Annotated in this window: 11 protein-coding genes; 6 read left to right on the forward strand and 5 right to left on the reverse strand. The window is 59.9% G+C overall.

Annotated features, from left to right (window positions below; all coding sequences use genetic code 11):
* Complete coding sequence (locus PMI27_RS21150) at positions 1-261, forward strand: hypothetical protein (RefSeq protein WP_008152110.1); 261 nt, start codon at positions 1-3, stop codon at positions 259-261.
* Positions 262-349: 88 nt separating this feature from the next.
* A complete protein-coding gene (locus tag PMI27_RS21145; RefSeq protein ID WP_008152107.1) occupies positions 350-1243 on the forward strand; it encodes a LysR family transcriptional regulator in 894 nt (297 codons plus the stop codon).
* On the opposite strand, the gene PMI27_RS21140 is transcribed toward PMI27_RS21145, so the two are convergent.
* The 5 genes from PMI27_RS21140 to PMI27_RS21120 form a co-directional block, all read right to left on the reverse strand.
* Entirely contained in the window at positions 1209-1823 is a 615-nt protein-coding gene (locus PMI27_RS21140; protein ID WP_008152105.1) for a GNAT family N-acetyltransferase, read from the reverse strand. The two genes, PMI27_RS21145 and PMI27_RS21140, sit on opposite strands and share 35 nt — an antisense overlap.
* A gap of 14 nt (positions 1824-1837) precedes the next feature.
* Positions 1838-4093, reverse strand: coding sequence for an Orn/Lys/Arg decarboxylase N-terminal domain-containing protein (locus PMI27_RS21135; protein WP_008152103.1), 2256 nt, complete (start codon positions 4091-4093; stop codon positions 1838-1840).
* 227 nt (positions 4094-4320) lie between these two features.
* A complete protein-coding gene (gene dnaQ, locus PMI27_RS21130; RefSeq protein ID WP_008152101.1) occupies positions 4321-5079 on the reverse strand; it encodes a DNA polymerase III subunit epsilon in 759 nt (252 codons plus the stop codon).
* Positions 5080-5300: 221 nt separating this feature from the next.
* A complete protein-coding gene (gene rnhA, locus PMI27_RS21125; RefSeq protein WP_008152099.1) occupies positions 5301-5753 on the reverse strand; it encodes a ribonuclease HI in 453 nt (150 codons plus the stop codon).
* Positions 5754-5845: 92 nt separating this feature from the next.
* Complete coding sequence (locus PMI27_RS21120) at positions 5846-6604, reverse strand: methyltransferase domain-containing protein (RefSeq protein WP_008152097.1); 759 nt, start codon at positions 6602-6604, stop codon at positions 5846-5848.
* Positions 6605-6669: 65 nt separating this feature from the next.
* Here PMI27_RS21120 and gloB point away from each other — a divergent pair, with 65 nt between their 5' ends.
* From gloB to PMI27_RS21100, 4 genes are all read left to right on the forward strand, one after another.
* Positions 6670-7437 (forward strand): hydroxyacylglutathione hydrolase, encoded by a 768-nt coding sequence (gene gloB, locus PMI27_RS21115; RefSeq protein ID WP_008152096.1) that lies wholly within the window; start codon positions 6670-6672, stop codon positions 7435-7437.
* A gap of 99 nt (positions 7438-7536) precedes the next feature.
* The gene (locus PMI27_RS21110; protein WP_008152094.1) at positions 7537-8979 is read left to right on the forward strand and encodes a transglycosylase SLT domain-containing protein; all 1443 of its coding nucleotides are present in this window, start codon (positions 7537-7539) and stop codon (positions 8977-8979) included.
* A gap of 189 nt (positions 8980-9168) precedes the next feature.
* Positions 9169-11001 carry an extracellular solute-binding protein gene (locus PMI27_RS21105; RefSeq protein WP_008152092.1) on the forward strand — a complete coding sequence of 611 codons (1833 nt, stop codon included), beginning with the start codon at positions 9169-9171 and terminating at the stop codon, positions 10999-11001.
* Entirely contained in the window at positions 10998-12839 is a 1842-nt protein-coding gene (locus tag PMI27_RS21100) for an extracellular solute-binding protein (RefSeq protein ID WP_008152090.1), read from the forward strand. Before PMI27_RS21105 ends, PMI27_RS21100 begins: the two co-directional genes overlap by 4 nt.
* Positions 12840-12841 lie beyond the last annotated feature (2 nt).

Genomic DNA, 12841 nt, shown 5'->3' on the forward strand with positions numbered 1-12841 from the left:
ATGGCAGCAGTACTCGTCGGTCAGTTCCATGCAAGAGACGCGGAAGGCCGCGTTTATTCCGTGCATGAGTTCCAGGAATCCACCCCGTCGGCAGACGGTCTCACTGGCTCGGTGCCTGTCACCACCTACAAATTGGCCATTGGCGATCGCGTCAAAAAGCTCGATGACAACCAATTTCTGCTGGTTCAATCGGACGTGACCATCGTGCGCGAGCCCGACACCTATGTCGGCAGCCGGCCGGAAACTACCATCGCCTCATAACCCCGTGTTATGAGCAGAAGTCATATGCGCGCACTTGAGTTAGGATTCAGCCACTGACTCCCTCACCTGCTGAATATGGACTTCACGCATGCGTTTACGTCATATCGAAGTGATCCAGGCGCTCCTGCAGACCGGTCACCTGGGCACCGCCGCCGAATGGCTGCAGTTGCCTGTGGCCGAAGTCGAAGGAATTCTGCGCGACGCCGAGGATCAGTTGGGTTTCATGCTGTTTTCCAGCGTGCGTGGACGCTTGCAGGCCACGCGCGAGGCGCGGGAGTTGCAGGCCCAGATCGCCCACGTCTATGAAGCGCTCGAGCCGGTTCAGCGGCTGGCCAACAGCCTCAAGCAATATCAGGCTCCGCCCTTGCGAATTGTCTGCACACCGCCCCTGGCACAGCAGCTATTGCCACAGAGCATTGCCGCCCTGCGCCGACGCCTTCCTGACGCGCCTTGCACCCTTCTGAGTCAACCTACCCGCGAGATCGTCAGAAACCTGCTGCTGCGTGAAAGCGATCTGGGCCTGAGCCTGCATGACCCCGATCACGCCGACATTCATTGCCAGGTGATCGCCCAAGGCAAACTTCAGCTGCTGGCACCCCACGGCTGGTTGCAACCCAAACAAAAGTACATCTCTCTGCAGGACCTGGCCGGCCAATCGATGGTGGGTCTGGAAGGTCATGATCCGCTGAGCCCGGCGCTGGAAAACAAGCTGCATGCCCTGCGCCCTGCCCCGGTCATTCAAACCCGGGTACAGACTCACCAGATGATGCGCAGCATGGTCGAGGCCGGCGAAGGCCTGGCCATCGTCGACCCTTTCACCGCCCTCGGGGCGAAATCGGCCGGGCTGGATGCGTGCCCGCTGGCGCCGGCCGTGCCGATCAGCCTGTATGCCTTGACCCTCAAGAATGGCGAGCCATCGCCAGCGATTCAGGCATTGCTGGGCATCATCACGGAACAAGCCGTGGCGATGTTGGCGAACTAACCGGGGTTTCCAGCGGATTATCGAACAATCGATACCAGAACAGCGCCACTTCGGCGGTGTTCGGATCGATCCCGCGATAGCGCAGATGATCGATTCCGCCCAAGACGTAACCGCGGCGCTCATAGAGCCGACAGGCCCCCAGGTTGTTGTTCTGGGTTTCGAGCATGATGCCCGGCAGTTTCTTTTTGCGACTCCAGAACTGCGCCACATCCAGCAACGCCTTGGCCACACCATGACGGCGCGCCGGCGCATGCACCGCCAACTCGTCGATATGGGCAAAGCCGTTCCAGTTGGTGCTGACCACCAGGTGACCCACGGGCTCATCATCGAGATAAGCCATGAAGATCGCGCTGTCAGCGGCATCGCGGAAACTGCTGAACTCCTCGGGATCGATGCCGTAGCACTTTCGATAGGGCGTGATCGGCGTCACCGGCCACTGCTCCACCGGTTTACCGATTTCGGCGGCACCGTAGGCCGCGACTTCAAAACTGAAATCACTGCCCCAGATGTAGGCTGCAAAACCATCGTCGGCAACGCGCACCGACAGCCCTGGGTATTTCGGATTCATGATCGGTTGCATACTGGGAAAGGTCCTCATTCCTTGATGCAATCAACGGTGTAATGCCGTCCATTGCCCTCGTCTTCGTGTTGCAATCCGTGTACATCAGCGATAAACCCGGGGAAGCTGCTGTCGAACGTACGGGCAAATGCCAGGTAGTCGATGATCGAGCGTGTCGACTCGGTAAAACGCTCGCCCGGCATGATCAACGGGATGCCCGGCGGATACGGCACCAGCATGACAGCGGCGATCCGCCCGTCCAGAGCATCGATCGACACCGCTTCCACCTCGCCACGCACTAATTGATCATAGGCGTCAGACGGCTTCATCGCGACTTCCGGCAGCACGGTGTACATGCGTTTCAGGTGTTTGGCCGTGGCATTGCTGCGATAGCAGGCGTGCAGTTGATCGCACAGATCGCGCAACCCCATGCCCTGATAGCGCGTGACATTCTCTTGTGCCACGCACGGCAGGCACGTCACGAGGCTGACATTGGCATCGTAGCTGCGCTTGAACTCCAGCAACTCGGTCAGCAGCGTGCTCCATTTACCCTTGGTGATGCCCATGGAGAACAGCACCAGGAACGAATACAGCCCGGTCTTTTCAACGACCAACCCACGTTCCCAAAGGAATTTGCTGACCACCGCCGCCGGAATCCCGCGCTGGCTAAGGGCGCCGCCTGCCGTCAGGCCCGGCATCACCAACGTGACCTTGATCGGATCAAGCAGCACGTAGTCGTCGGTCACGCCGCCAAAGCCGTGCCAGTCGGCGTCGGGTTGCAGCAGCCAGTCGTCGGTGATCACGCGGTCGATGCCTTCCACCGACGGCGGCTGCCAGATGGAAAACCACCAATCGTCAGCGGCGATGTGCTGACGCAAATTGGCCAGCGCCCGGCGGAAACTCAGCGCTTCGTCGAACATTTCCTGCAACAGCGATCGCCCGGCCGGGCCTTCCATCATGGCCGACGCCACATCCAGCGAAGCGATGATGCTGTACTGCGGCGAGGTCGAGATGTGCATCATGAATGCTTCATTGAAGCGATCCCGATCCAGCTGCCGCGCGCCGCCGTCCTGGACGTGAATCATCGACGCCTGGCTGAACGCCGCCAGCAGTTTGTGGGTGGAATGGGTGGTGAACACCAGCGGGCCACCTTCACTGCGGGAAGTGCCCATGCCGTAACGTCCGGCGAAGAACTCGTGAAACGCCGCGTAGGCGTACCAGGCTTCATCGAAGTGCAAAACCTCGACGCTATTGCCCAGTTGCTGCTTGATCAGCTCAGCGTTGTAGCAGAGGCCGTCGTACGTCGAATTGGTCACCACCGCCAACTTGACCTTGGGCGCCCGGCCCTTGGTCAGCGGGCTGGCGTCGATCTTGGCCTGAATCGATTCGCGACTGAATTCGCTCAATGGAATCGGGCCGATGATCCCCAGCTCATTGCGCTCCGGGCACAGGTATAGCGGAATGGCGCCGGTCATGATGATCGAGTGCAATATCGACTTGTGGCAGTTGCGATCCACCAACACCAAGTCATCGCGAGCGACCATCGAATGCCAGACGATTTTGTTGGCGGTCGAGGTGCCATTGATCACAAAGAAAGTGTGATCGGCGCCGAAATTGCGGGCAGCACGGGCCTCGGCTTCTGCCAGCGGACCGGTGTGGTCGAGCAAAGAACCGAGTTCCGGCACCGACACCGATAAATCGGATCGCAGGGTATTTTCCCCGAAGAACTGGTGAAACGCCTGACCCACCGGGCTCTTGTGGTACGCCACACCGCCGCCATGGCCGGGCGTGTGCCAGGAATAATTGGAGTCGGCCGTGTGCTGCACCAGCGCTTTGAAAAACGGCGGCAGCAGACCATCCAGATATTTGCGTGCCGCTCGAGCGACCTGCCTGGCCAGAAAAGGCACGGTGTCTTCGAACAGATAAAGAATCCCGCGCAGCTGATTGAGTTCGGCCATGGCGTCGGCCGGGGCGTTCTCCAGGGTCACCTGCTCACCCAGCGCGAATATCGGCAAGTCGGGCGCACGGACCCGCGCCAGGCCAATCAGCTCGGCCATGTTGTGCAATAGATGAGAGTGAGTGCTGGCGTCTTCGGCCGCAATCAACATGCAGGAAAGACCGTGATGGGTCGAAGCGACCAGACGCCCTTCGGTGTAATCCACCGCCGAGACAATGCTAAAGCCTTCCTGCTCCAGCTCCCGGGCGATGCCACGCACGCGATCACCGGCGACGGTGTCGGCCTTGATGTCGCGATGGACGATCAGGACCGGGAATTTCAAATCTTTATACATGGGGCTCAGTGTCCTGAGGCGGCAGACCGTGGTCCGCCAATCACCTCAGGGTAGAGGGTTCGAGCGCATGTGGCGAGTGTGATGCACTGAAATGGGTCATCGGGCGCGTTACGCTTGATCAAGATCAAAAGATCGCAGCCTCGTTTCACTCGACAGCTCCTACAACGGAATGCATAACCCTGTAGGAGCTGTCGAGTGAAACGAGGCTGCGATCTTTTCCCGAAGCGCTACGCCTGAGCCTTGGCCTCGGCCAGTTGCTGCCAGAGCGATGGGGCGCCGGCGGATTTGGCGATGGTTTCCAGGCGTGCCACGTGTTGGGCCAGGTCATCTTCGCTGGCACGGATGATACGCGTCGGCTGACGATCGACCGGCAGACGGCGGATCTCGGTGGCGGAGTTGTCCGCACCTTCCCCGGAACCATTACCGTCGGAAGCATTACCGGCCAGGGACAGGCTGGTCTGGCCGCCCGTCATGGTCAGGTAAACGTCGGCAAGGATCTCGGAGTCGAGCAAGGCGCCGTGCAGTTCACGACCGGAGTTGTCGACGCCATAGCGTTTGCACAAGGCGTCGAGGCTGTTGCGCTGCCCCGGGTGACGTTCCCTGGCCATCATCAGGGTGTCGAGGATCGAGCAGTGCTGCGTGATGTCCGCACGATCGTGCTGGCCCATCAGGGCGAATTCGTTGTTGATGAAGCCAACGTCGAACGCCGCGTTATGGATGATCAGCTGCGCACCCTTGATGAATTCAAAGAACTCATCGGCGACTTCAGTGAAGCGCGGCTTGCCGACCAAAAATTCGTTGGTGATGCCGTGGACGCCAATGGCGCCTTCATCACTCTCGCGGTCCGGTTGCAGGTAAACGTGGAAATGCCGGCCCGTCAGGCGCCGACCGATCAACTCGACACAACCGATTTCGATAATCCGGTGGCCGTCGGTCACCGGCATGCCGGTGGTTTCGGTATCGAGTACAACGGATCTGGTGGCCATCAGTGCTCAGCTCTCAACGGGTCATTCGTGCAAAAGCGGCGATGTTAACACGCCGCGCCGCCAGGTGACTGGCGTCTTGATGCCGTGAACACGCCCCCTGTAGGAGCTGTCGAGTGCAACGAGGCTGCGATCTTTTGACTTTGTTTTTAAAGACAAGATCAAAAGATCGCAGCCTCGTTGCACTCGACAGCTCCTACACAGCCCTACAGGGGATTCAGCAGTCAGGCTTGTTTGTAACCGCGCACTTCATCCACGCCACGGTTGGCCAATTGGTCGGCGCGTTCGTTGCCGTGATGGCCAATGTGCCCGCGCACCCATTTCCAGGTGACGTTGTGGCGATTGACCTGCTCATCCAGCAACTTCCACAGATCAGCGTTTTTCACCGGTTCTTTCGCAGCGGTTTTCCAGCCGCGCTTCTTCCAGTTGTCCATCCACTCGTTGATACCTTTCATCACATACTGCGAGTCGGTGACCAGCAGCACGTCGCAGGAGCGCTTGAGTTCTTCAAGGCCGCGGATCGCGCCCATCAGCTCCATGCGGTTGTTGGTGGTGTTGGCTTCGCCGCCCCACAGTTCTTTTTCAATACCCTTGCACACCAGCAAAGCGCCCCAGCCGCCAGGGCCAGGGTTGCCTTTACAGGCGCCGTCAGTGAACAGTTCTACGCTATCGCTCATGCCAATCTATCCAGAAAATGCGGTGGCTCGCCGATCGGTGATCGACGATGCCCGAGGCCGGGGCAAGCCCGGCCGGAAAAATAAAAAGTGTCTTACGGATCGATGCGGCGACGATTGACCTTGGCCATCGGCAATGGAATCAGCTTGCCCATCGGTTCGCGCCGCTCCTGACGGACGGGCCGCAGGCCCACCACGATCTTGCGCGCAACCAATAAATAGAAGCCGCCACCCGAGAGTTGCCAGTCACCGGCTTTGCGCTCCCAACCGGCCAGACGAGCCTGCCAGGCGGGTGACGCAAGCGGCGGACGATAGCATCCGAAGCGGCGTTTCTCCAGCGCGAAGCCCAGCAGGTTCAGCCAGTCACCGACCCGCGACGGGGAGATGCAGCGAGCCTTGCGCAAGGCATCGTGAGCAAAAACGTGACGCAAGCCCCAGGTGCTCCAGGGGTTGATCCCGACGATCAGCAGATGCCCGCCGGGCCGCACGCTGCTCGCCGCTTCACGCAGCAAACCGTGGGGCGACAGACAGAAATCCAGCCCATGCTGCAACACCACCACATCGGCGGCATGCTCGCTCAAAGGCCACGCCTGCTCTTCGCAGACGATCTCGACACCCGGCAACGGCGCGCCGAGCCGCACATTGCGCTGCACTTGCGGCGCCGACGGCGGCGTCTGGGCCGACGGGCCGTAATGCACCAGGTAGCCACCGAAGAACCGTCCCAACTCGTCTTCGAGCATGCGACGTTCTTCGTCCAGCAGAAATTGCCCGATAGGGCCGGACAGCCATTCACGGGCCGCGCTGATCAATGTCAGCCATTCAGGATCAGCCTGAGCGAACGCTTTATCGGTCATTGCATTCTCCAACGCGCCAGGAAGTTCTAAGATGCGCCATTGTTTTCCGCTTGGCGAATCCGACGATGATACAGATCAGTGCCCTGCCCGCCTTCACCGATAACTACATCTGGTTATTACAAGACCACCGCACCCAGCGCTGCGCAGTGGTCGATCCAGGCGATGCCGCGCCAGTGCAGGCCTGGCTTGAAGCGCATCCGGGTTGGGTGTTGAGTGATATTTTGATCACTCACCATCATCATGACCACGTCGGCGGCGTCGAGCAGCTGAAAAAAGCGACAGACGCGACAGTCTATGGCCCGGCCAGTGAAAGCATCCCGGCGCGGGACGTGGCACTCAAGGACAATGACCGCATCAGCGTGCTGGGCTGGGACTTCGATGTCATCAACGTACCGGGCCATACCCTCGGACACATTGCCTTTTATCACCAGGGCCATTTGTTTTGCGGCGACACCCTGTTCGCCGCCGGTTGCGGGCGCTTGTTCGAAGGCACGCCGGAGCAAATGCATCACTCGCTGAGCCGCCTCGCGGCGCTGCCTGAAGATACGCTGGTCTACTGCACTCACGAATACACGTTGAGCAACCTGAAGTTTGCCGTGGCGGTCGAACCGGGCAATCCGGACACCGCCGCACGTCTGGAAAAAGTCACCGCGCTACGTGAAGCCGGAATCATGACGCTGCCCTCTACTCTGGCGCTTGAAAAGCTAACCAACCCGTTTTTGCGTGTTGACGAAACATCCGTTAAAGAAAAAGTGGACGAACGGAATGGAACCCAAAACCGGGCTCCGAGTGCGGTTTTTGCTGCTCTGCGTGCTTGGAAAGATAAGTTCTAAGTAGCCATCACGCTGGTACAAAAATTCTGAATGGTTGACCGCAGGGGGTACGCTTTCTAGAATCGCCCGACATTTTTGCCCGGAACTTACTTCCAGCCAATGTCGTCATCTATTCGTAAAGCCATCAATTCAGACGCATTGACCCGCCTGGCTCAAGCCATCGCGGTGGCTGTGTCCGCCACTCTGGCGGGCTGCTCAAGCCATGTGCCGCAGACCGACGCGGCACACACTCCGAACATCGCCGCCCGGGCCAAGCAGAAACCTATCTGGCTCAGCGAAAAACCGACTCCACAAATTCCGCAAGATGTATGGGAGCGCATGCGCCAGGGCTTCCAGTTGCAGGACAACGTGGGTGTCAACCCGCGCATCGAGCAACAGCGCCTGTGGTTCGCCAGCAACCCGTCCTTCCTCGAAAACGCTGGCGAACGCGGTAGCCTCTACATTCACTACATCGTCGAACGCCTTGAAGAACGCAACATGCCGCTGGAACTGGCGCTGCTGCCAGTGATTGAAAGCGCCTACAACCCGATGGCCTATTCCCGGTCCGACGCGGTTGGCTTGTGGCAATTCATCCCTTCCACCGGGCGTTACTTCAACCTGCGTCAAACCCGTTTCTATGATGGCCGTCGCGATATCACCGCCTCGACCACCGCGGCCATGGATTACCTGACCCGCCTGCACGACATGTTCAACGGTGACTGGCTGCTGGCCCTGGCGGCGTACAACGCCGGCGAAGGCACGGTCAGCCGGGCCATCGAGCGCAACGAAAAGCTCGGTTTGCCGACCGATTACTGGAACCTGCCGCTGCCGGCCGAAACCCAGGCCTACGTGCCGAAGCTGCTGGCCTTGTCGCAAGTGGTGCTGGCACCTGAAGCCTACGGCGTGAACCTGAACCCGATTGCCAACGAACCGTACTTCCAGGTCGTCGAAATCAACCAGCGCATGGACCTGTCCAAGGTCGCCGCGGTGGCTAACATCGACGAAGACGAACTGTTCCAGCTCAACCCGGCCTTCAAGCAGCGCACCACCATCGATGGCCCACAGCATTTGCTGGTGCCAACGTCCAAGGCGCAATTGCTGACTGCCAGCCTGTCGACCATGCGTCCTGAAGAGTTGATCAGCAAGAAGTCGCTCAAGCCGGTCTTCGAAGGCTCGGACGACTCCGAAATCGCCGGCCTCAAACGTGCCTACCGCGTCAAACGCGGCGACAACCTGGCCGCCATCGCCAAGGCCAACAAGGTCGACGTCAAGGACCTGCAGCGCTGGAACAAGATGACCGGCAAGAACCTCAAGGCCGGCCAGACACTGGTCATGCAGGACACCGCCAAGCGCAGCAGCGGCCGGGTCAACACCGTCGTGGCGGCGAACAGCAAAGCTGACCAACAGAAGCCGCAGACCCAGTACAAGGTCAAGCAAGGCGACTCGCTGTACATGGTGGCCAAGCGTTTCAACGTTGAAATGCAGCACCTCAAGCGCTGGAACCCACGTGTTGGCCAGGCGCTGAAGCCCGGCCAGATGCTGACGGTGGCTTCCCCACACTGATTGACGTGAAACCCAGAAAGATCGCAGCCTACGGCAGCTCCTACGAATGTAAACGCATGTAGGAGCTGCCGAAGGCTGCGATCTTTTTTTGTGCCCCGACACCGCTTTCAGCACCCGTCTTTTTCCTGTCGATACAAGCTGTTACTGTACGGGCCACAAAGCCCAAGCCGCCTGGATCGGATCCCTGACTTGAAGTGTCCCCTCCTCCTGCTCCTGATCAGCCTGGCCTTGAGCTCCCCCGCAAGCGCGACGATCAGCGAAAGCCATGGTTATGCGCAGTTCGGCACGCTCAAGTACCCGGCCAGATTTACCCACTTCGACTGGGTCAACCCGCAAGCGCCCAAGGGCGGTACGTTGCGGGTGATGGCGTTTGGCACCTTCGATACGCTCAACCCCTACACGTTCAAGGGTTCAAGCCCGGTTTCCACACCGAACTTCCTGCAATACGGCATCAACGAGCTCAATGAACCGTTGATGGTCGGCACTGGCCAGTACGCGCCGTCCGGCGATGAACCCACCTCCAGCTATGGTCTGATCGCCCAATCCGTGGAATACAGCGAAGACCGCAGCTGGGTGGTGTTCAATCTGCGCCCAGAAGCGCGTTTCCACGATGGCACGCCGATTACCGCCTATGACGTGGCGTTTTCCTACCGCTTGCTGCTCAAGGAAGGCCATCCGCAATACCGCACCAACCTTCAGGAAGTGTCGCGGGTCGATATCCTCAATCCGCAGCGCATCCGTTTCGTCTTCAAGCGCGCCGGCAATCCGTTGCTGATCCTGCGCCTCGGCGAATTGCCGGTGCTGCCCCAGCATTACTGGAAAGGTCGCGACTTCAAGGCCACCACTTTCGAACCGCCGCTGGGCAGCGGGCCGTATCGCATCACCTCAGTAGAGCCAGGGCGGCGGATCATTTTCGAACGTGTCAAGGATTACTGGGGCAAGGACCTGCCGGTCAATCGCGGCAAATACAACTTCGACCGCATGGAAGTCGAGTTCTACCGCGACAGTGACGTCGCGTTCGAAGCCTTCAAGGCGGGCGAATTCGACATCTATATCGAGCACCAGGCGAAGAACTGGGAAAACGGCTACAACTTCCCGGCGGTGCGACGCGGCGACGTCATCAAGGCGCAAATCCCGCATCAGATCCCGACCCAGAGCCAGGGTCTGTTCATGAACTCCCGGCGCCCGGCCTTCTCCGAGACCAAAGTCCGAGAAGCGCTGGGCCTGATGTTCGACTTCGAGTGGACCAACCGCACGCTGTTCAGCGACGCTTACAAGCGCGCCATGAGCTACTACCCCAATAGTGAGTTCTCCGCGACGGGCCTTCCGGTCGGCCATGAATGGCTGATGCTGACGCCGTATCGCGAGCAGTTACCCGCCAAGCTCTTCACCGAGCCGTTCAGCCTGCCGCAGACCCAAGGGCGCGGCATCCCCCGGGAAACCATGCGCAAGGCCCTGGGCCTGCTTGCCGAGGCTGGCTGGAAGCTCAATGGTCAACACGTACAGAACGCCGTTGGCCAACCGTTGCGGTTGGAGATTCTGCTGGTCAACCCGAACCTGGAGCGCATCCTTCAGCCTTACGTCGAGAACCTCGCCAGCATCGGCATCGACGCCCGGCTGCGCACAGTCGATCGCGCCCAGTACAAGCAACGCCTCGATCAGTTCGATTTCGACATGATCCTGATGACCCTCAACCAGACGCTCAGTCCGGGCCTGGAACAATGGCAGTACTTCCATTCCAGCCAGGTCGGGGTCAAGGGCAGCAAAAACTACGCCGGTATTGCCAATCCGGTGGTCGACCATTTACTCGAACAATTGCTCGCCGCCCAGACCCGCGATGAACAAGTCGCCGCCGGCAAGGCCCTGGACCGGGTGTTGCTGTGGCAGCACTACATCATTCCCAACTGGTACCTCAATTATCACCGCCTGGCCTACCGCAACCGGTTCGCCTTCGTCACTACGCCGCCCTACACATTGGGCCTGAGCGCATGGTGGTTGAAATCTTCGGAGAAAGATCGATGAAACCCGTACGCACCCTGCTCTTGCAGGCCAGCGGTCTGTTGTTCGCCGGGCTGGCCTGTGCCGCCCCGCAACATGCCCTGACCCTGTACAACGAACCGCCGAAGTACCCGGCCGATTTCAAACATTTCGATTACGTGAACCCCGACGCACCCAAGGGCGGGATCTTCCGTCAGGCCGGTTTCGGCGGCTTTGACAGCCTCAATCCCTTCATCAACAAAGGTGTCGCGGCCGACGACATCAGCATGATCTACGACACCCTGGCCAAACAGGGCCTGGATGAACCGTTCACCGAGTACGGCCTGGTCGCCGGCAAGATCGAAAAAGCCCCGGACAACAGCTGGGTACGTTTCTACCTGCGCCCCGAAGCCCGCTTCCACGACGGGCATCCGATGCGCGCCGAGGACGTGGTGTTCAGCTTCCAGACCCTGATCAAGGACGGCGCGCCGCTGTACCGCGGTTACTACAGCGATGTCGAGGAAGTGGTCGCTGAAGATCCGCTGACCGTGCTGTTCAAGTTCAAACACAACAACAACCGTGAACTGCCGCTGATCCTCGGCCAGTTGCCGGTGCTGCCCAAGCATTGGTGGGCGACGCGCGATTTCACCAAGGGCAACCTGGAAATGCCGTTGGGCAGCGGCCCGTACAAGGTCAGCGAAGTGAAGGCCGGGCGTTCGGTGCGCTATGAGCGGGTCAAGGATTACTGGGGCAAGGACCTGCCGGCCAACCGCGGGTTCTACAACTTCGACGTGATGACCACCGACTACTACCGCGACAACACCGTGGCCCTGGAAGCACTCAAGGCCGGGCAGTTCGATTACTGGCTCGAAATGGCCGCAAAGAACTGGGCCAACGCCTACAACATCCCGGCCGTCACTGAGGGCCGGTTGATTAAGGAGCAGATCCCCAACGGCAACCCCACCGGCATGCAAGGCTTCGTATTCAACCTGCGCCGCCCGGTGTTCCAGGACGTGCGCGTGCGCCAGGCCCTGACCCTGTTGCTGGATTTCGAATGGACCAACAAGCAACTGTTCAACGGTGCCTACGCGCGCACCCGCAGTTACTTCGAGAACTCGGAAATGGCTGCCAGCGGCTTGCCGGACGCCGATCAACTGGCGATCCTCGACCCGTTCCGCGGCAAGATTCCCGAGCAGGTGTTCAGCGAGGCGTTCCAGAACCCGGTGACCGACGCCAGCGGGATGATCCGCACCCAGCAGCGCAAAGCCTATCAACTGCTGCAAGAGGCAGGCTGGCGGATTGTCGATGACAAGATGGTCGACGCCCATGGCAAACCGGTGACCATCGAGTTCCTGTTGGCCCAGACCGAATTCGAGCGGGTGCTGCTGCCGTTCAAGCGCAACCTGAGCGACTTGGGCATCGACCTGGTGATCCGCCGGGTCGACGTCTCGCAGTACATCAACCGCGTGCGTTCACGGGACTTCGACATGATCGTCGGCAGCTTCCCTCAGTCCAATTCACCGGGCAACGAACAACGCGAATTCTGGATGTCCGACGCCGCCGACAAACCCGGCAGCCGCAACTCCATGGGCCTCAAAGACCCGGTGGTGGACCAGTTGGTCGAGCAACTGATCAACGCCGATTCGCGCAAAAGCCTGGTGGCCCACGCCCGCGCACTGGACCGCGTGCTGCAATGGGGCTATTACGTGATCCCCAACTGGCACATCAAGACCTGGCGCGTGGCGTACTGGAACCACATCGGCCACCCGAAAATCTCCCCCAAGTACGACATCGGCATTAATACCTGGTGGATCAAGCCCGATGCCAAACCTGCGGTAGAAGTCGAAACCAAACTGCAAGCCGACCCTGCGGGCACGGAGTAATC

Origin of the sequence: Pseudomonas sp. GM41(2012), from assembly GCF_000282315.2 — a bacterium.
In the GTDB taxonomy this organism is placed as follows: Bacteria; Pseudomonadota; Gammaproteobacteria; order Pseudomonadales; family Pseudomonadaceae; genus Aquipseudomonas.